The 18221-nt window shown below is 58.9% G+C and carries 20 protein-coding genes; 7 read left to right on the top strand and 13 right to left on the bottom strand.

What is annotated here, in order from left to right; genetic code table 11:
• Nucleotides 1-5 precede the first annotated feature (5 nt).
• The 9 genes from pcp to ACL2XN_RS10455 form a co-directional block, all read right to left on the bottom strand.
• On the bottom strand, nt 6-653 hold the full coding sequence (gene pcp / locus ACL2XN_RS10415) for a pyroglutamyl-peptidase I (protein WP_413722311.1): 648 nt from the start codon (nt 651-653) through the stop codon (nt 6-8).
• A gap of 108 nt (nt 654-761) precedes the next feature.
• Entirely contained in the window at nt 762-1775 is a 1014-nt protein-coding gene (locus tag ACL2XN_RS10420; RefSeq protein WP_413730751.1) for a DUF979 domain-containing protein, read from the bottom strand.
• On the bottom strand, nt 1772-2503 hold the full coding sequence (locus tag ACL2XN_RS10425; protein WP_413730752.1) for a DUF969 domain-containing protein: 732 nt from the start codon (nt 2501-2503) through the stop codon (nt 1772-1774). Before ACL2XN_RS10425 ends, ACL2XN_RS10420 begins: the two co-directional genes overlap by 4 nt.
• A 174-nt stretch (nt 2504-2677) precedes the next feature.
• Nucleotides 2678-3409 (bottom strand): 5-oxoprolinase subunit PxpA, encoded by a 732-nt coding sequence (gene pxpA / locus ACL2XN_RS10430; RefSeq protein ID WP_413722308.1) that lies wholly within the window; start codon nt 3407-3409, stop codon nt 2678-2680.
• On the bottom strand, nt 3409-4392 hold the full coding sequence (gene pxpC / locus ACL2XN_RS10435; protein WP_413730753.1) for a 5-oxoprolinase subunit PxpC: 984 nt from the start codon (nt 4390-4392) through the stop codon (nt 3409-3411). The genes pxpA and pxpC overlap by 1 nt, the downstream gene beginning before the upstream one ends.
• A complete protein-coding gene (gene pxpB / locus ACL2XN_RS10440; RefSeq protein ID WP_413730754.1) occupies nt 4386-5042 on the bottom strand; it encodes a 5-oxoprolinase subunit PxpB in 657 nt (218 codons plus the stop codon). The genes pxpC and pxpB overlap by 7 nt, the downstream gene beginning before the upstream one ends.
• A 137-nt stretch (nt 5043-5179) precedes the next feature.
• Entirely contained in the window at nt 5180-5923 is a 744-nt protein-coding gene (locus ACL2XN_RS10445) for a type 2 GTP cyclohydrolase I (RefSeq protein ID WP_410016057.1), read from the bottom strand.
• Nucleotides 5924-5958: 35 nt separating this feature from the next.
• On the bottom strand, nt 5959-7404 hold the full coding sequence (gene phrB / locus ACL2XN_RS10450) for a deoxyribodipyrimidine photo-lyase (RefSeq protein WP_413730755.1): 1446 nt from the start codon (nt 7402-7404) through the stop codon (nt 5959-5961).
• Nucleotides 7405-7434: 30 nt separating this feature from the next.
• Nucleotides 7435-8388, bottom strand: coding sequence for a YbgA family protein (locus tag ACL2XN_RS10455; protein WP_413722305.1), 954 nt, complete (start codon nt 8386-8388; stop codon nt 7435-7437).
• Between the two features lie 361 nt (nt 8389-8749).
• Here ACL2XN_RS10455 and kdpE point away from each other — a divergent pair, with 361 nt between their 5' ends.
• Nucleotides 8750-9430, top strand: coding sequence for a two-component system response regulator KdpE (kdpE, locus tag ACL2XN_RS10460; protein ID WP_410016599.1), 681 nt, complete (start codon nt 8750-8752; stop codon nt 9428-9430).
• A 20-nt stretch (nt 9431-9450) separates the two neighbouring features.
• Here kdpE and ACL2XN_RS10465 read toward each other — a convergent pair whose 3' ends face one another.
• The 4 genes from ACL2XN_RS10465 to seqA form a co-directional block, all read right to left on the bottom strand.
• Nucleotides 9451-9756: a DUF3861 domain-containing protein gene (locus ACL2XN_RS10465; protein WP_413730756.1), complete on the bottom strand. Its 306-nt coding sequence runs from the start codon at nt 9754-9756 to the stop codon at nt 9451-9453.
• A complete protein-coding gene (locus ACL2XN_RS10470; protein WP_410016061.1) occupies nt 9743-10342 on the bottom strand; it encodes a PadR family transcriptional regulator in 600 nt (199 codons plus the stop codon). Before ACL2XN_RS10470 ends, ACL2XN_RS10465 begins: the two co-directional genes overlap by 14 nt.
• Before the next feature lie 230 nt (nt 10343-10572).
• Nucleotides 10573-12216, bottom strand: coding sequence for a phosphoglucomutase (alpha-D-glucose-1,6-bisphosphate-dependent) (gene pgm, locus ACL2XN_RS10475; protein WP_410016062.1), 1644 nt, complete (start codon nt 12214-12216; stop codon nt 10573-10575).
• A gap of 27 nt (nt 12217-12243) precedes the next feature.
• The gene (gene seqA, locus ACL2XN_RS10480) at nt 12244-12777 is read right to left on the bottom strand and encodes a replication initiation negative regulator SeqA (RefSeq protein WP_413727053.1); all 534 of its coding nucleotides are present in this window, start codon (nt 12775-12777) and stop codon (nt 12244-12246) included.
• A gap of 203 nt (nt 12778-12980) precedes the next feature.
• On the opposite strand from seqA, the gene ACL2XN_RS10485 reads away from it, so the two are divergent.
• The 6 genes from ACL2XN_RS10485 to alsB all read left to right on the top strand — a co-directional run bounded on the left by ACL2XN_RS10485 (nt 12981) and on the right by alsB (nt 18181).
• Complete coding sequence (locus ACL2XN_RS10485) at nt 12981-13745, top strand: alpha/beta fold hydrolase (protein WP_413730757.1); 765 nt, start codon at nt 12981-12983, stop codon at nt 13743-13745.
• A gap of 207 nt (nt 13746-13952) precedes the next feature.
• On the top strand, nt 13953-14252 hold the full coding sequence (ybfE, locus tag ACL2XN_RS10490) for a LexA regulated protein (protein ID WP_410016065.1): 300 nt from the start codon (nt 13953-13955) through the stop codon (nt 14250-14252).
• A 178-nt stretch (nt 14253-14430) separates the two neighbouring features.
• The gene (gene fldA / locus ACL2XN_RS10495) at nt 14431-14946 is read left to right on the top strand and encodes a flavodoxin FldA (RefSeq protein WP_410016066.1); all 516 of its coding nucleotides are present in this window, start codon (nt 14431-14433) and stop codon (nt 14944-14946) included.
• A gap of 355 nt (nt 14947-15301) precedes the next feature.
• Complete coding sequence (gene fur, locus ACL2XN_RS10500; RefSeq protein WP_410016067.1) at nt 15302-15772, top strand: ferric iron uptake transcriptional regulator; 471 nt, start codon at nt 15302-15304, stop codon at nt 15770-15772.
• Nucleotides 15773-16336: 564 nt separating this feature from the next.
• The gene (gene alsR, locus ACL2XN_RS10505; RefSeq protein WP_410016068.1) at nt 16337-17224 is read left to right on the top strand and encodes a transcriptional repressor AlsR; all 888 of its coding nucleotides are present in this window, start codon (nt 16337-16339) and stop codon (nt 17222-17224) included.
• 21 nt (nt 17225-17245) lie between these two features.
• Nucleotides 17246-18181 carry a D-allose transporter substrate-binding protein gene (gene alsB / locus ACL2XN_RS10510; RefSeq protein WP_410016069.1) on the top strand — a complete coding sequence of 312 codons (936 nt, stop codon included), beginning with the start codon at nt 17246-17248 and terminating at the stop codon, nt 18179-18181.
• The last annotated feature ends 40 nt before the right edge of the window (nt 18182-18221 follow it).

An 18221-nucleotide genomic window follows, 5' to 3' on the forward strand; every position in this document is an offset into this window, starting at 1 on the left:
ATGGTTTAGCTGAGCGCGCCGCCGCTAATCTTTACATCATGGTCGGTTTGCAGCGCGGTGCGGATGGCAATGTCCAATCCCATCGTTATGATATCCGCCGCCATGCTGGGCGCATCGGCCAGCGCCGCCGCCTGCTGCGGCAGGTAGGGCGTATGGATAAATCCTCCCCTGGCGCCATAGTCCAGTTGGGCCAGGCGATGCAGCAGGCCGTACATCACATGGTTGCAAACATAGGTGCCGGCGCTTTGCGATACCTCGGCCGGGACGCCCGCATCACGCATGGCCTGGACCATGGCTTTGATGGGTACGGTGGCGAAATAGGCCGCCGGTCCGCCGTTAATGATCGGCTCGTCGATGGGCTGCTGTCCGAGGTTATCGGCAATGCGCGCATCATCGATATTAATCGCCACACGCTCCACCGACAGGCGCGCCCTGCCGCCCGCCTGCCCCACCGCCAGGATAAGCGCGGGCCGGTGGCGATCAATCAGGTCGTTAAGCATTTGCACCGAGCGGCCATAGACACAGGGCAGTTGACAGGCGATGACGGTGGCGTCGCCAAGGCGACGTTGATGGAATTGTTTTACCACTTCCCACGAGGGATTGATCTGTTCGCCCCCAAAAGGCTCAAAACCGGTCAGCAGGACGGTTTTCATACTCCACTCCCTCGTATTGTCGACGACTATCAGCACCGCTATTTTTCAACAGAGTATTTTTTTATCGCTGTTTATCTTGTCATTTTTTCAGGGCCGGCGCTTAGCCCGTTACATCATAAAATAGAGCAGGAAAATATTGACCGCCAGTAGGGTTAAGCCGGTGGGTATTTGCGCTCTGATCACCGCATAGCGGTCGGGTAATTCCAGCAGCGCCGCCGGCACCAGGTTGAAATTGGCCGCCATAGGCGTCATCAGCGACCCGCAGTAGCCGGAAAACATGCCGACCGCCGCCATCACCGCCGGGTTGCCGCCGTGCTCAAGCACCAGGATCGGGATACCGATGCCGGCGGCCACGATGGGAAACGCCGCGAAGGCATTGCCCATGATCATGGTCAGCGCCGCCATGCCCACCGCAAATACCGCCACCGCGATAAAACGGTTATTTACCGCCAGATAGGTTTCGGTGAGGTGCGCAATCGCGCTGCCGACGCCGGCGCTGGTGAACAGCAGCCCGAGGGTGGCGAGGATCTGCGGCAGGATAAAGGCCCAGCCGATGGAATCAAGCAGACGCCTGGCCTCCTGTACCGACTGGAGCGGCCGGTCGTGGGTATACCTCAGGGCAAGAAGCAGGCCGATGATACAGCCGCAGGTCATGGAAAACAGCGTCACCAGGGTGGCGTTATTGCCGGTGCCGAACAGCCCGTGCTGTAGCGCGGGAAGGTTATTGAACAACAGTACGCCAGCCACCGTCACCACCGGGATGGCCAGCGCCGGAATAAACAGGCGATTGCCCAGGCGGCGGGCGCTTTCTTCACGCTCTTGCGCGCTGCGCCGATGATAGCCGCCCAGCCGTACCCCGCCGAAACCGGCAATCAGCGCCATCAGGATCACCAGCACGCCGACGCCGATATGCAGCGCGCGCTGCGCATCGGCTCCCGGCCCAAGAAACCGCGCCGTCAGCGCATAGCTCCAGTCGCCAACCAGGAACACTAGCCCGTAAAGCCCCCAGAAAACGCCCGTCAGCCAGCGCCGGGGGTTGGCTTTGTCGCGCAGCGACATCACCGCGACAATCAGCAGCACTACGCCCGCCAGCCAATAGAGATAGTTTTGTTGAAACGTCATTTTTCGCTCCCCGCCGACTGTAATGCGGCCTGGTTGAGCGCCGTGAGCTGTGCCGCCAGGCGCTGGTCCATGCGCCTGAGGCGAAACGCGTGGATCAGGAAGGCGAAGATGGCGGTGGGAATGCCATACAGGGCGATATACAAGGGTTCGGTCTGGATGCCGGCCGATTCCAGCATAAAATTGTGCATGAAAATAATGGCGCCGAAGGCGACAAAAATATCCTCGCCAAAAAATAACCCGACGTTATCGGTGGCGGCCGCCATGGCGCGCAGGCGGTAGCGTACGTCCTGCGGCAAATCGCCATAGCGGTTTTCGCAGGCGCCTTCGGCCATCGGCGCCAGCAGCGGGCGCACCATTTGCGGATGACCGCCCAGGCTGGTCAGGCCCATGGCCGCCGTCAGTTCGCGCGCCAGTAAATACACGATCAGCAGCCGCCCGGCGGTGGCGCGCTTGATTTTGGCGATCCAGTGCTGCGCATGCTCCTTTAAGCCATGGCGCTCCAGCAAACCGATTACCGCCAGGGGGATCAATAAAATAAACGCCAGGTTACGGGTGGCTAAAAATCCCGAACCGAGTTTTTCCAGGATGAGGGTGATGGGCATATGCGCCGCAAGGCCGGTGATGACGCCGGCGATAATGACCACCAGCACAGCGTTCACGCGCAGCAAAAATCCTATGATAATCGCCAGGATGCCCAATAAAGGCCAAAGGTTTACCGCCTGTTGCATGATGAGATCCTCGAAGACGAATAAAAAGAATGAGTGGCACAACGGGCCCATGGGCGTCAGATTACCAATAAATCAGCGGCGCGGGAGATAGGGAATACCTATAGAAGACAAGAGGGTAATAACGCGACGCCGCTGATCCGGCGGCCATGCCTGGTCAGCGGGGCAAGCGCGCGGTCATGACGCGGCGATGGGGATGCCCTGGTCGAGAAAACAGGCGTGTATGCGCCGGGCAAACGCCAGCGCGTGGGGGCCGTCGCCATGCAGGCAGACGGTATCCGCCCGCAGCCTGATCCACTCGCCCGCAGGCGTGCGGACCCGGTTCTGGCGTACCATCTCCAGCGTACGCGCCAGGGCCTGGTCCGCGTCGGTAATCAGCGCGTCCGGCTCGCCGCGGGGCACCAGGCTGCCATCCCGGCGGTAATGGCGATCGGCGAAGACCTCGTGCCTGACGGTAAGCCCCAGGCGCTCGCCGGCCTTGATCAGTTCGCTCCCCGCCAGGCCCACCAGGCGCAGGGACGGGTCGACGTCTTTGACCGCGCGGGCGATGGCCTGCGCCAGGGCCGGATCGCGCGCGGCCTGGTTATAGAGCATGCCATGCGGTTTGACATGGACCATACGCCCTCCCTGCGCACGGGTGATAGCCGCAAGCGCGCCCAGTTGATACACCACCTGGGCATAAACGGTTTCCGCCGGCAGCGCCATCGCGCTGCGGCCGAAGTTTTCGCGATCCGCAAAGCTTGGGTGGGCGCCGATGGCGACGCCATAGCGCAGCGCCCAGGTTACCGACTGGCGCATGGTGTCCGCATCGCCGGCATGAAATCCACAGGCAATATTGGCCGAGCTTATCAGCTGCAGCAACGCTTCATCGTGCGCGCCGCCTTCACCCAAATCGGCGTTGAGATCCATTAGTTCACCTTTGCGCGTGTTCCGGCCGGCGGCGTAGACGGTACCTCCTGCTGCCGGGTAAGTTCAAGCTGCCAGGCGATCTGCTCCAGGTAACGCTGCTGATCGAGCCAGGCCCCCTGGGCCTCTTCCAGCGTACACTGGATAAAATGGATCGGCTCGCCCAGGCGGATCTGCGCCAGATGGAACAGATCGGCGGCAATAACGCAGGCAATACGGGGGTAGCCGCCGGTCGTCTGGGCGTCAGCCATCAGCACGATAGGCTGGCCGCCGTGCGGTACCTGCACTACTCCCGGCAGCAAACCATGCGAAAACAGCTCGCGATCGGTATTGCGGATAAGCGTCGGGCCCTGCAGGCGATACCCCATGCGATTGCTTTGGGGGCTGAGCTGCCAGCTGGAACGCCAGAAGGCATCCTGGGAATCAGCGCTGAATTCACGGTATTCAGGGCCGGGCAACGCGCGCACCCGGTTGCCGAACAGCAGTTGCCTGATACCCATTTGCCGGGTCGGCTGATATCGCGGCTGGCCGGCGCGCAGTACATCGCCGTCGCCAATCATCCGGCCCTGGTGGCCGCCAAATCCCGCTTTCAGATCGGTGCTGCGTGAGTTAAGCACCACCGGCACGTCGAAGCCGCCGGACACCGCCAGATAGCTGCGCATGCCGTGTTTCGGCGTTCCCAGCTTCAATGTCTGGCCAGGTTGGACCTTGAAGCGCCAGCCGGTCCAGACCGGTTGGCCATCCAATTGCGCATGGCAATCCGCGCCGGTCAGGGCCACCCAGCCCGCGGCGGTAATATCGGCGCTGAATTGGCCAAGGGTAATTTCCAGCACGGCGGCCTGCGCGTCATTGCCCACCAGCAGATTGGCCATTTGCATGGCCGGCAGATCAAGCACCCCGCCCTGGCTGATGCCAAGGTTACGGTAGCCGGTGCGCCCCCCGTCCTGGACGGCGGTCATCATGCCGGCGTGTATAACCTTCAACATACGCCCTCCTTTTGCGGCACGAAGCGCACATTATCACCGGGCAGCAGCAGCGTCGGCGATGTGTTCAGCGGGTCAAACAGCTTAAGCGGCGTGCGGCCGATAATTTGCCAGCCGCCGGGCGTGGCCAGCGGATAAACCCCGGTCTGTTTACCACCGATGCCGACCGACCCCGCCGGTACGGACAGGCGCGGCTCGGCGCGGCGAGGGACGGCCAGGATCTCCGGCAATTCGCCCAGATAGGGAAATCCCGGCTGGAAACCCAGAAAATAGACGATATACGCCGCGCCCGCATGGCGCGCCACCACCTGCCGCGGCGACAGGCCGGTTTGCTCCGCCACCCAGGCTAAATCCGGGCCGCTTTCGCCACCGTAAACCACCGGAATCTCCACCTCGCGCGCCTCGGGGGTGATGGCATCGCTCTCTTCCCACCACATTTGCAAACGCTCGATGGCATCCAGCGCCGACTGCTGGGGATGGGTCAGCAGCACGGTGAGATTATTCATGCCGGGAATGGCCTCGCGCACCTCGTCGTGGTGCGCCAGACGTGCGGCCAGCCCCCAGATCCGCCGCTGGCTCGCCAGGGTAACCGGGGGTTCCAGCTCAAGCACCACGGCGCGCTCACCTAATAAATAACATCTAGCCCGTTGCAACCAGACCTCCTGAAGACCTGTTTCGGCGCCGGCTACGGTTTCGCTATGTACTTTTTAAGAAAATTATAAGCCGGTTAACCAATGGTTTATTTGCAGGTACTGTAAAGCGTTTCCGGGCAAAATGTAATAGCCGCCGGTCAAGCCGGATTGGGAATATCGATAAACGTCACGTCAAAACCATGCGTTCGCGCCAGCCAGTCGCCCAGCGCCTTGATGCCGCCCCGTTCGGTGGCGTGATGGCCGGCGGCAAAAAAATGCAGGCCCATTTCCCGGGCGGTATGGATGGTTTGCTCCGACACTTCGCCGGTTATAAACGCATCCATCCCCGCGCGCGCCGCCTGTTCGATAAACCCCTGCCCGCCGCCGGTACACCAGGCCAGGCGCGCGATCAGCGCCGGCGCGTTATCGCCGCAGTGCAATACCTCGCGCTCAAGGCGCATTTCCAACCGGCGAAGGAGCTCCTGCGCGCTGACGGCGGGATTCAACTCACCCCACGGCACCAGCGGCTCCAGCTGTCCCTTGACGCTGATATCCAGCAAGGCGGCCAGTTGGGCGTTGTTGCCCAGCTCAGGATGGGCGTCCAGGGGCAGATGCCAGGCAAACAGATTGATATCGTGCGCCAGCAGGGTTTTCAGGCGCCGGCGTTTCATGCCGGTAACGACCGGTGGCTCGTTCTTCCAGAAATAACCGTGATGCACCAGGATCGCATCGGCATGATGTTCCACCGCCGCGTCCAGCAGCGCCTGGCAGGCGGTAACGCCGGTGACGATACGTTGCACCTCGGCGCGTCCCTCTACCTGCAGGCCGTTGGGCGCATAGTCCTGAAAGGAAACGCTGTTGAGATGCCGATGGATAAGTTGTTCCAATTCATTGTTACGCATACTGAGAATACCTTCTGTCGCAAGAACCCCGACGTTTACCCCGTCCCGGAGCTCAGCCCCAGGTTTTTGGCGGCTTGATACGCCGCCAGGGTGGTTTGGCGTGCGCTGCCATGATCAACTATCGGCCGGGGATAATCCAGTCCGGCGTGGCCGGCCCCGGGCCAACGGTGAGGTTCATGCACATAGCTGTCCGGCACCGCCGCCAGCTCCGGCAGCCAGCGGCGGATAAACACGCCCTGTTCATCGAAGCGGCGTCCCTGGGTGGTGGGATTGAATATACGAAAATACGGCGCGGCGTCGGTGCCGGTGGAGGCGGCCCATTGCCAGCCGCCGTTATTGGCGGCAAGGTCACCGTCAATCAGCCGGGAGATAAAATACCGCTCGCCTTCGCGCCAGTCGATAAGCAGATCTTTTACCAGGAAGCTGGCGGTAATCATGCGCAGCCGGTTATGCATCCATCCGGTTTGGTTCATCTGGCGCATGGCGGCATCGACGATGGGGTAGCCGGTATTGCCCTGCTGCCAGGCGGCAAGCAGGACGTCATCCCGGTGCCACGCCACATGGCGGGTCCAGCCGATAAACGGCTGGTGCTTGCATAGGGCGGGATATGCCACGATCAGGTGACGATAAAAATCACGCCAGATCAGCTCATTGAGCCAGGTAAACGCGCCGCTGTCGGCATGTTCCAGCACCTGGGGATAAGCGCTGCGCAGGCGATTATAGCACTGGCGCGGGGAGAGTACGCCCAGCGCCAGATAGGCGGACAGCCTGCTGGTGGCGTCCTGGGAGGGAATATCGCGCATCTTGCGGTAGTCCTGCATTTGCTGATGGCAAAAGGTACGCAGCCGCGACAGCGCGACGTCCTCGCCCGCGGGATACGCCTCCCCCGGCGCCTGCCGGGGATAATCAAACGGGGCCAGGCCGTCCGCCGGCTCAGGCGCCGCGTTTATCCGGCGCGACGGCGCGGGCAGGCATTGCGGATCGGCCTCGGCCAGCTTGCGCAGAAAGGCGTTGCGAAACGGGGTAAACACTTTATACATGCCGCTGTCGCCGGTGCGCACGCTGCCGGGCGGCAGCAGCGTGCCGTCATCAAACCCCTGGCATATCACCCGGCCGTCCAGGGCCTGCTCCAGCGCCCGATCGCGCCGCTGCTCGTTAAATTCGTACTGGTAGTTGTAAAACAGCGCGTCAGCCTGTTGCCGTCGGCAGAAATCCGTGAGCCATGCCACCGAGGCATTAAAATCGGGACATTGATGGTAATGCAAAGCAATGCCGCGCGCCGTCAAGCCATGGCGCAGCGCCGCCAGATTATCCAGCAGGAAAGCCGCCTGGCGCGGCGCCATGCCGTGCAGGCGCCATTGCTCCGGCGTGGCGATATAAACCGCCAGCACCCTGGCGTCAGGATCACGGCAGGCGGCATAGAGCGCCGGGTTATCGTGGATGCGTAAATCCGCGCGCAGCCAGACAAGATGTGTTTTCATGGGCTCTTCCTTGATAACGGTGAAGGGCGGTCAATGCCCGTAACGTAGCCGCAGGGCTTCCGGATAGGGTTCAAAATAGCGTTGCTGCGCCAGCCAGGCGTCAGGATATTCGGCCATATAATGCTTAAGCAGCGTAATCGGCGCCAGCAGGGGCTGCATGCCCTGCCGGTAGCTGTCGATGAGCGACGTCAGCTCCTGGCGCTGTTTTTGCGTCAGGTAACGATGGAAGTAGCCCTGCGCATGCATCAGGACATTGGTATGGTTCGGCCGTGTAGCGTTGTTCGACAGCAGCGCCATCAGTCGGTTACGGTATTCCAGGGCAAAACTTTCAAGCGTAGCAAAGCGATCCATGGCTGCGACAAACGGCCCTATCTGCCGGTACTGCGGCTGGGAATGAGCCAGCAGCAGCAATTTATAACGGCTGTGGAACGCCATGAGCCCGCCGCGCGTCAAGGGCTGTTGCAGCAGTTGATTAAACTCGTACAGCGTATAAACCCTGGCGACGAAATTCTCGCGCAGCTGCGCGTCGTGCAGCCGGCCATCTTCCTCCACCGGCAGCCACGGCAATTGCCGCATCAGTTCCCCGGTATACAGGCCGACGCCGTTTTTGCGCGCGCCGGCGCGATCGTACACCCTGACCCGTTCCATTCCGCAACTGGGCGATTTGGCGCAGACGATGTACCCGCATAGATCGCCCAGCTTTTGCACCTGCTGCTCGGAAAACGACTGCATCGGCTGCGTCAGATCGTCGTCGTTTTGGTTTTTGCCGGTGCGCATGGCGATGCGGCCCTGCTCGTCCCTGACCAAACGCAGCGCCGGCCGGGGGGTGGGCAAACCGATGGCCATTTCGGGGCAGATGGGCGCAAAACGCACGTAGGGAGCCAGTTCGTCCATGGCAAACGCGAAGCGGCGGTGTCCGCCGTCAAAACGGACTTTTTCTCCCATCAGGCAGGCGCTGATGCCGACGGGGATTTTATTGCCCATGCATGACTCCCACATATGATCGATCGTTAAGCAAAGCGTAGACGATTATCCTCCGGCCCGCGGCGGGTTTGCGACAAAAGTCCCGCAGGTTAAAGCGCGGGCCGCCGATGCCGGCGTAGCACGAAGAGTGCGCTTTTTTAGCCCATAAAGCGTCTTGTTTAGCGTAATTTTACGCGCCGCGCCGCACTCTTTGCGCGGTTGCGGCAATGTTCCCCGGCCGACGCGGGATCGTATAGAGATAAAGATTCACCGCGCGGGGATATACGCGGATAATACCCAGGCGAGCAGGCGCTTTTTTTATGTTACCCTGCCGCTGGACGCGCCCGCCCGCTATGACGCCACAGGAGGAAACGTGAGCACCCTGACTGCCAATATCCTGATAATCGAAGATGAGGACGCCATCCGCCGTTTTGTCCGCCAGGCGCTGGAACGCGAAGGCTACCGGGTATTTGAGGCGGCCACCATGGAGCGCGGCTTGCTCGAGGCGGCCAGCCGCAAACCGGATCTCATCATGCTCGATTTGGGGCTGCCGGACGGCAACGGCGTGGATTTTATCCGCGATTTACGCTTGTGGAGTTCAATCAGCGTCGTGGTGCTGTCGGCCAGAAGCGACGAACAGGATAAAATCGACGCGCTGGACGCCGGCGCGGAGGATTACCTGACCAAGCCCTTCGGCATCGGGGAACTGCTGGCGCGCGTACGCGTCGCGCTCCGGCGTCCGCTGCGCGGCGATGAAAAGCCCGCGACGGTGAATTTTGCGGCGGTGAGCGTGGATCTGGCCAACCGCCAGGTGACACGTGACGGCGAGCTGTTGCATTTAACGCCCATCGAATTCCGCCTGCTGGCCGTCCTGATTGCCCATCAGGGCAAGGTCCTCACCCAACGTTATCTGCTGGGAGAGGTCTGGGGGCCCAACGCGGTGGAACACAGCCATTACCTGCGCATTTACATGGGCCATCTGCGGCAAAAGCTGGAGCGGGATCCGGCCCAGCCCAACCACCTGCTGACCGAGACCGGCATCGGCTACCGTTTTATGCCCTAGGCGGCTGTATCAGCCTGGCGTTAACCCGCCGCGCCCGGTCCCTTCTTCAACAACTGCATAAAATCGCGAAACGGTTCACGCAGCGGCGCAAACAAGGGATGTTTGCGATATTCCATCATCACCTCCGAAAACAGCTTGAGGCCGATGGCGAAAGACGCGGTTTTCTCAGGTCCGAAGGCCAGATCCTCCCGCCCCTGTAAGCGCGTCACGATGCCCAGGATTTCATCGTGGTTTTCAACCTCGAACGACAGCGCGGGCATATCCAGCGGCTGGCCGTGTTTATCGGCGATGGGCGCCACGGTAATTTTGTATTTATATCCCGCCATGATTTTCCTCCGCCGGCGCCGCCAGCACCTGCGCTATAGTATTAACCGCCTCCAGCAAGGCGGTGTTTATCCGCTCGACCTGCGCCGGCGTCAGGTCGGCGCGCAGCATATTGCCGCGTAACAATCCCTTTAATTGCCGCATGCTGTCGGTTATGCCCGGGATCAGGCTGCCTTCCCCGCGTTTGCCTGCCTGGGCGAGCCGCTCGAACAGGGCGGTAATCGCCGCCTGATGCCCGGCCAGCTCTTCCTCGCCCGCCGGGGTAATCTGGTAGTTCTTACGGCTCTGGCCTTCGGCGGTGACCGACATCAGGAAGTCCTGATCCACCAGCAGGCTCAGGGTCGGGTAAATTACGCCTGGACTGGGAATGTACAACCCGGAAGAAGCCAGCTCGATTTCCTTGATCAGCTCATAGCCGTAGCTGGGTTTGCGGGCCACCAGCGCCAGCAGGATCATGCGCAGATCGCCATGGCCGAACAGACGCTGCGTCCTGTGTTCGCCGTCATGGTGCCCGTGGCGCTCATGGTGTCCCCTGCCGCCATGCATACCGCCACGGTCGTGCAAGGCATAATGATGATGATAAAGCATGGTTCTCTCCCGGTTATTTAGATATATCTAAATTAACGTATAACAAAAAAAAAGCAATAAAAGATATATCTAAATGAGGATTTTTTTATCTGCGCGCCAGTATCACCGGCTGCCTGGCGGCGCTGAAACGCAAAAAAAGGCGCTGATAAATCAGCGCCTTGGATAATGAAAGCTCCCCCGTAACGGCGGGTATGGCGGCGGCGCGAGATGCGCCGACCGCCGGGCGGGCCTTATTGTGCCCCGGCCAGTACTTCGCCGACGATTTCCACCGCCTCGCGTTCGATTTGTTCCCGGTGCTTAGGCCCCAGGAAGCTTTCGCAATAAATTTTGTAGGCCTCCTCGGTGCCGGACGGCCGCGCGGCGAACCAGCCGTTTTTGGTCATCACCTTCAGGCCGCCGATGGACGCGCCGTTGCCGGGCGCCTCGGTCAAGCGCGCGGTGATGGGGTCGCCGGCCAGGGTGCTGGCAGAGACCATTTCAGGCGACAGCTTGGCCAAAACGGCCTTCTGCGCGTGGGTGGCCGACGCCTGGATGCGGTTATAGCTGGGCGCGCCGAAACGTTGCGCCAGTTCATCATAGTGCTGCTGGGGATTTTTACCGGTGACCGCGGTAATTTCCGCCGCCAGCAGGCACATAATGATACCGTCTTTATCCGTGGACCAGGGCTTGCCGTCAAAACGCAGGAACGAGGCGCCGGCGCTCTCTTCGCCGCCAAAACCCAGGGTGCCGTCGAACAGGCCGTCGACAAACCATTTAAACCCGACGGGCACTTCCACCAGACGGCGGCCCAGATCGGCCACCACCCGGTCAATCATTTCACTGGAGACCAGGGTTTTGCCCACCGCCACGTCGGCGCCCCACTGCGGACGGTGCTGGAACAGGTAGTTGATCGCCACCGCCAGGAAATGATTGGGGTTCATAAGACCCGCCGGGGTAACGATGCCGTGCCGATCGTAATCCGGATCGTTGGCCAGGGCCAGGTCGAACTTATCACGCAGCGACAGCAGGCCGGTCATGGCCCATTGGGACGAACAGTCCATGCGGATAATGCCGTCGTGGTCGAGATACATAAAGCGGAAGGTCTGGTCGATTTGCTCGTTCACCAGCGTCAAATCGAGTTGGTAATGCTCGGCGATGCGCTGCCAATAGGCAATGCCGGACCCGCCCAGCGGATCGACGCCGAGTTTCAGGCCCGCTTTTTTGATGGCCGCCATATCCACGACCTCGGCCAGCCCCGCCACATAGGACTGCACCAGATCCTGCGCATGGATATGGCCGCTGTTCCAGGCCGCGTCCAGCGACTGGCGCTTAACGCCGCGCAAATCGTCCGCCAGCAGGGCATTGGCGCGCTCTTCGATCACTTTGGTCAGATTCGTGTCCGCCGGTCCGCCGTTAGGCGGATTGTATTTGATGCCGCCATCTTCCGGCGGATTATGGGACGGGGTGATGACAATGCCGTCGGCCTGGGCGCCGCCGGCGCGATTGTGCGTCAGGATGGCGTTGGACACCGCCGGCGTCGGGGTAAAGCCGTTGTCCTGCTGGACGATGATTTCCACGCCGTTGGCGCTGAGTACTTCCAATACCGAAATAAACGCCGGTTCGGACAGCGCATGGGTGTCCTTGCCCACATAACACGGGCCGGTAACGCCCTGCCTGGCGCGCTCTTCGGCAATGGCCTGGCTGATGGCCAGGATATGGGCTTCATTGAAACTGTGGCGCCCCGCGCTGCCGCGATGGCCTGAAGTACCGAATTTTACCGCATGCGCGGTGTTGCCCGGCTCCGGACGCAACACATAATACTGCGAGGTTAACTGCGCGACATTGATTAAATCGCTTTGCCGGGCGGGCTGCCCGGCGCGGGGGCTATTAGCCATCGGTGCTTCTCCCTTGCCTGCTGTTGATCAAATGGTACCGCAAACTTTATCGGTCAGTTCCACGGGGAACTGCATTGCCAGCATAATGTGTTCCACCATGCTCCGTTTACGATCGGTGTTGGTGTTGGTGATAACCCAGTAGGGCGTTTGCGCTACCTGCTTGGGTTTAGTATGGCTGCCATTTTGCAATAATGTCTGCTCATCAGCGGCAAAATAAGTACGGGTGCGGCCGTGCAGGATATCCGCCGCCTCGGTAAATTCGGCGGGCGACAGGCTATACAGGGTGGACAGCACCAGCATAAAACGATCAACCGCCTTGCGCTGCTCGGCGTAGCTGTCGGAAAGGAGGAGCTCACGCATGGCGCGCACGCGATCGCGGGTCGCCGACGCGGCCTCCGCCTTGAGGGGTGTTTCCGGGGGCGGCGCGCTGCGCGCTGCGGCGCTGGCCTGAGCATTAAATTTCAGCATCCGGCGTAAAATATCCGAGGCGCTTTCGCCGATATGCTGCGTATGGCTGGCGATATAGCGGTAAAGGTCTTCGTCGACTTCAATTGTTTTCATCTTTATCCGGGGCTTTCTTCTCATAAATCAATCAAAAGGATTATACAAGCTAAACCTGCCCCGCGAATAGCGCTAGTATCCGGCTTCGGTAAAAAGTCGGAATTTCCCCCGAGGGCCTTCCTGGCGCCGCCGGTTTTTTTACGGCCGCGGGACGGATAACTCATGATAGGCTATCAGGCTCTGTTATCGCCATGAGGATCAGGATGAAATTACACTATCGTCTGCAACCTGCCCGGCAGCCGGGTGAAGCACTGCCGGTGATATTGCTGCACGGGCTGTTCGGTAGCCTTGATAACCTGGGCGTGCTGGCCAGGCCGCTTGGGGAACACCACGCCACCCTGCAGATTGATCTGCGCAATCACGGCTTGTCCCCCCATGACCACGATGCCGGTTATGCCGCCATGAGCCGGGACGTGATCGAATTGCTTGATGCGTTGCATATCGACGCCGGTCACCTCATCGGCCATTCCATGGGCGGCAAGGTCGCCATGACCCTCGCCGCCCAGGCGCCCGGCCGCGTTGCGCGGCTGGCGGTTATCGATATGGCGCCGGTGGCCTACCCCACCCGCCACCATGACAACGTCTTCGCCGCGCTCAGGCGCGTCGAGGCGGCGGGCGTCACACAGCGCACGGAGGCGGCGGCGCTCATGCGCCATGACGCCCTTGATGAGGAAACCATCCAGTTTTTGCTGAAATCCTTTCACCAGGGCCGGTGGCGGTTTAACGTCGAGGCGCTGTGGGATAACTATCCGGCGCTTATCGGCTGGCGGGAGTCGGCGCCCTGGCTAGGGCCGGCGCTGTTTATCCGCGGTGAAAAATCGCCTTATCTGGATGACAGTTACCGCCAGGCGATCCAACGCCAGTTCCCCCGGGCGCGGGCGCATGTGGTCGCCGGCGCCGGTCATTGGGTTCATGCGGAAAAACCCGCGGCGGTCATGCGCGCCCTGGCCCGTTTCCTGGAAGAATAGACCGGGCCGCCGCCGGGATTAGCGCCCGCGAGTTTAATATTGTCGTTTGCTACCGGGCTGGGGTAACATGGCCCGCTGTGTTTTATGGCAGCCCCGGCGTACATAAAACATAACGTTACGGGCGATGCGCGTCCGACGGCGTAGCCAGCCACGCCGCCGGCCGGGGTTTGCCCGCCTGCTTCTTGATGCACAATCCCTTCATGACCTATGGCAAAAGAACAAACGGACCGCACCACCCTGGATTTATTTATCGATGAGCGGCGCCCGGGAAGACCGAAGACGAACCCCCTGTCCCGCGATGAGCAGTTGCGCATCAACAAGCGTAACCAGCTGCGCCGGGATAAAAAGCGCGGCCTGCGCCGGGTGGAGCTGAAAATCAACGCCGAGGCGGTGGATGCGTTAAATGAGCTGGCCTACCGGCAAAACCTGTCGCGCAGCGAGCTGATCGAATTGATTTTACTGGCCGAGCTTGAACGGCAACAAGGCGCGGATCCGCATCCGGAGTAAACTTGCCGGCCCGGTAAAGCGCCATCCCGTCCAGGGCCCAAGGCCGCGAACGGGGCAAATTTGCGACAAAACCCGGCCGGCGAGTTTCTCCCCGCATTAGGGTCTGCTATGATTGCCGCAGAGCATCGCTGATTCTGTTACGGAACATATCCATAATATTTAAGAGGTTTTCAAATTCATGGCAACTGTAGGCATTTTTTTTGGCAGTGACACCGGCAATACCGAAAATATTGCCAAAATGATTCAGAAGCAACTGGGTGCGGATGTTGCCGAAGTTCATGACATTGCCAAAAGCAGTAAAGAAGACCTGGCGCGGTTCGACACCCTGCTGCTCGGCATCCCGACCTGGTATTACGGCGAAGCGCAATGTGACTGGGATGATTTTTTCCCCACCCTGGAAGAAATAGATTTCTCCGGCAAAAAAGTGGCGCTGTTCGGCTGTGGCGATCAGGAGGATTACGCCGAATATTTCTGTGACGCCATGGGCACCATTCGCGACATTATCGAGCCCAACGGCGCGACCATCGTCGGTCACTGGCCCACCGCCGGCTACCATTTCGAAGCGTCGAAAGGACTGGCGGACGACAATCACTTCATCGGCCTGGCCATTGACGAAGACCGCCAGCCCGAGCTGACCAATGAACGCGTGGACGGCTGGGTGAAGCAAATCAGCGCTGAATTGCAGCTCAGCTAAAGTCAAGCCGTGCGGGAGGGTGCCGCCGCCGCGGCGCCCGGCAAGGGAATCGGTTGCCGTCATGGCGTCGGGACGGCGCCGCCAACCTCACTGATAACTAAATCCTTTCAAATTAATAGATACAAGTTTTTAACTTTTATCCACAACGCGGTACAATAGCGCAGCGGTTCCACCCTTTTTAGCAAAATGTTGCAGAATTCGCCCCCTGAAACGGGCTATAGTTGTTAACAAGGCGCGGTTTTCATTTTGGACAGGCAGTCTTATAATGAGACGGCGTCACATTTTTCGGGCCGACCGATGTTATAGGCTAAGTTAGCCTACAATCAGATTATCAAAGTAACAGGACTAAACCCGCATGACTGACAATAATATTGCATTGAAGAAGGCCGGCCTGAAAGTCACCCTTCCCAGACTGAAGATTCTGGAAGTGTTGCAAGATCCGGAATGCCATCACGTCAGTGCGGAAGATCTGTACAAAAAACTGATCGATATGGGTGAGGAAATCGGCCTGGCCACGGTATATCGCGTGCTAAACCAATTTGACGACGCCGGTATCGTAACCCGCCACAATTTTGAAGGCGGCAAATCCGTTTTTGAACTGACGCAACAGTATCATCATGACCACCTGATCTGTCTGGACTGCGGCAAGGTTATCGAATTTCGCGACGAGTTCATCGAAGCGCGCCAGCGTGATATTGCCAAAAGGCACAATATCAAGCTGACCAACCATAGCTTATATCTGTATGGGCATTGTGAAATCGGCAACTGCCGCGAAGACGAAACGCTGCACGATCACGCCGATATGCTCAACGGCGTAAAAGAATAACCGCGGCGCGGTCCGTTTCTCCAAAGCGGCTGTTATCGCGCCGCTTTCTCACCCTGCAACGATTTTTTTTCAATGAGGCTAAACGCCGCCCGTCCCCTTCCCTGGTAACGTTTCCTTCCCGAAGCGCGTCGACAAGCGTCGTATCCGCCAATCACCGCCGTGCTCACCGCCGGCAAACTCCAGAAAACTTCACAGAAAATAAAAATAAATAAAGAATAAATAGAGGCCCTGGGACGCTATTTTGGGCTAATTTGCGTAATCCATTGAAACGACAGCGTTTTTATTGCGATTTTTTCACCGGGTAAATTATTCTGTGAATCTGATGATAAAGCTATTTTTCGCTGTCAGCAGTAAGCGACAACAAAAGATACATTTTAATTATATGATTTTATTGAATTAATATAGCCAAAAATACCTTCCTGAAATTAACCCGGATCGATGACTCGATTTTTACACAAAAAGTTAATTTATAAATTAATAAAAAACGTGAAGTTCGCAGCAGATTTTAAACTTTCGCCATGGTGATATAGTGACAGGCAATGTTAATCACCAGAGATAGTCCAGATGAATGATGCGGAACTGCAAAACGATATGCCGCGCGGCATAGGCATTGCTCCTTATATTCGTATTAAACAAGAAGGCATGACTGAAAACGAAAGCCGGATAGTGGAGTGGTTTTTATCTCCCGGCAACCTCACCGACGTCTCGGGGATCAAAGAGGTGGCCCTGAGTCTGGGCCTGTCGGAAGCCATGATTGTCAAGGTGTCGAAAATTCTCGGTTTCAGCGGCTTTCGCCAGCTGCGCAGCGCCATCGTCGAGTACTTCGATCATGCCGACCATGATATCACCGCCGAACTCTCGCCCACCGACAGCCCGGAGGATGTGGTCAACAAAGTGTTTAACCTGACCGTACGCACCATTGTCGAAGGCCAGGCGATAGTCGACGCCAACGTCATCCAGCAGGCGGCCCAATGCTTTTTTGCCGGCCATCAGCGCGAGCTGTACGGCGTCGGCGGCTCTAATTCCATTTGCGCGGACGTGCAGCATAAATTCCTGAAAATCGGCTTGCGTTGCAATGCCTACCTGGACGCGCATTTGATGATGATGTCGGCCTCCCTGTTGCAACCGGGCGATGTGGCGTTAGTGGTATCCCATTCGGGCCGCACCAGCGATCTGAAACGGGTGGTGTCGATTGCCAAGGATAATGGGGCCAAGATCATTTGTATTACCCATAGCAGCAATTCCCCCATAGCCCAGCTGGCTGATTTTAATATTTGTTCACCGGCGCCGGAAACGCCGTTATTAGGCAGAAACGCTTCGGCCCGTATTTTGCAGCTTACGCTGCTGGATGCGTTTTATGTCTCGGTAGCGCGGCAGGATATCGAGCTGGCGAATAAAAACCTGGAAAAAACGAGTTCCATTACCAAGTACCTGAAGCGTGATTATAAATAATTCTCTTTTGGAGATAGAATAATGAATAAATTTCTTAAATTGGCCGGTGGCGCCGCCTGTGGACTGATGTTGTCCACCGTGGTCCACGCGGCAGCCGATTACGCCGTTGTTCTTAAAACATTATCCAACCCTTTCTGGGTAGAGATGAAACAAGGCATTGAGAAAAAGGCCCAGGATCTCGGCGTGACGGTGGATATATTCGCGTCACCGTCGGAAGGCGACTTCCAATCGCAATTACAATTATTCGAGGATTTAACCAATAAGAATTATAAAGGCATCGCCTTTGCGCCTTTATCGGCGGTGAATCTGGTGATTCCCGTCGCCAAGGCTTATCAGAAAGGGATTCACCTGGTTAACCTCGACGAAAAAATCGATTTAGCCAGCCTGGCCAAGGCCAAGGGCAACGTCGAAGCCTTTATCACCACCGATAATGTCGCGGTCGGCGCGAAAGGCGCCAAATTTATTATCGATAGCTTGGGCGCCCAGGGCGGCGAAGTGGCCATTATCGAAGGCAAGGCCGGCAACGCCTCTGGCGAGGCGCGGCGCAACGGCGCGACCGCGGAGTTCAAGGCCAACAGCCATATCAAGCTGGTGGCCAGCCAGCCGGCGGATTGGGATCGCATCAAGGCCCTGGACGTGGCGACCAATGTGCTGCAACGTCATCCCCAGCTGAAGGCCTTCTACTGCGCCAACGATACCATGGCGATGGGCGTGGCGCAGGCGGTGGCCAACGCGGGACAGACCGGCAAGATCCTGGTGGTCGGCACCGACGGTATTCCCGAGGCGCGCAAGATGGTCGCCCAGGGCATGATGACCGCCACCGTGGCCCAGAATCCGGCGGAAATCGGCGCCAACGGCCTGGCCATCCTGGTGAATACGGTGAAAGCGGGCAAGCTGATTGCGCTTGATGCCCAGCCGAAAATTGAAACCGTCGATTCTATATTAGTCACCAAATAGTCCAGGTGCCGCAAGACCGCCTATTCCCGCCGTCTTGTCA

This window comes from Sodalis sp. RH22 (assembly GCF_047324165.1).
In the GTDB taxonomy this organism is placed as follows: domain Bacteria; phylum Pseudomonadota; class Gammaproteobacteria; order Enterobacterales; family Enterobacteriaceae; genus Acerihabitans.

Bases quoted from the DNA above. Each gene is read 5' to 3' on its own strand.
- pxpC (WP_413730753.1), bottom strand. From the start codon at position 4,392: ATGTTGAAGGTTATACACGCCGGCATGATGACCGCCGTCCAGGACGGG.
- pcp (WP_413722311.1), bottom strand. From the start codon at position 653: ATGAAAACCGTCCTGCTGACCGGTTTTGAGCCTTTTGGGGGCGAACAG.
- ybfE (WP_410016065.1), top strand. From the start codon at position 13,953: ATGGCAAAAGAACAAACGGACCGCACCACCCTGGATTTATTTATCGAT.
- alsB (WP_410016069.1), top strand. From the start codon at position 17,246: ATGAATAAATTTCTTAAATTGGCCGGTGGCGCCGCCTGTGGACTGATG.
- ACL2XN_RS10420 (WP_413730751.1), bottom strand. From the start codon at position 1,775: ATGACGTTTCAACAAAACTATCTCTATTGGCTGGCGGGCGTAGTGCTG.
- pgm (WP_410016062.1), bottom strand. From the start codon at position 12,216: ATGGCTAATAGCCCCCGCGCCGGGCAGCCCGCCCGGCAAAGCGATTTA.
- fldA (WP_410016066.1), top strand. From the start codon at position 14,431: ATGGCAACTGTAGGCATTTTTTTTGGCAGTGACACCGGCAATACCGAA.
- alsR (WP_410016068.1), top strand. From the start codon at position 16,337: ATGAATGATGCGGAACTGCAAAACGATATGCCGCGCGGCATAGGCATT.
- ACL2XN_RS10465 (WP_413730756.1), bottom strand. From the start codon at position 9,756: ATGGCGGGATATAAATACAAAATTACCGTGGCGCCCATCGCCGATAAA.
- seqA (WP_413727053.1), bottom strand. From the start codon at position 12,777: ATGAAAACAATTGAAGTCGACGAAGACCTTTACCGCTATATCGCCAGC.
- phrB (WP_413730755.1), bottom strand. From the start codon at position 7,404: ATGAAAACACATCTTGTCTGGCTGCGCGCGGATTTACGCATCCACGAT.
- ACL2XN_RS10485 (WP_413730757.1), top strand. From the start codon at position 12,981: ATGAAATTACACTATCGTCTGCAACCTGCCCGGCAGCCGGGTGAAGCA.
- pxpA (WP_413722308.1), bottom strand. From the start codon at position 3,409: ATGGATCTCAACGCCGATTTGGGTGAAGGCGGCGCGCACGATGAAGCG.
- ACL2XN_RS10470 (WP_410016061.1), bottom strand. From the start codon at position 10,342: ATGCTTTATCATCATCATTATGCCTTGCACGACCGTGGCGGTATGCAT.
- ACL2XN_RS10425 (WP_413730752.1), bottom strand. From the start codon at position 2,503: ATGCAACAGGCGGTAAACCTTTGGCCTTTATTGGGCATCCTGGCGATT.
- ACL2XN_RS10455 (WP_413722305.1), bottom strand. From the start codon at position 8,388: ATGGGCAATAAAATCCCCGTCGGCATCAGCGCCTGCCTGATGGGAGAA.
- fur (WP_410016067.1), top strand. From the start codon at position 15,302: ATGACTGACAATAATATTGCATTGAAGAAGGCCGGCCTGAAAGTCACC.
- ACL2XN_RS10445 (WP_410016057.1), bottom strand. From the start codon at position 5,923: ATGCGTAACAATGAATTGGAACAACTTATCCATCGGCATCTCAACAGC.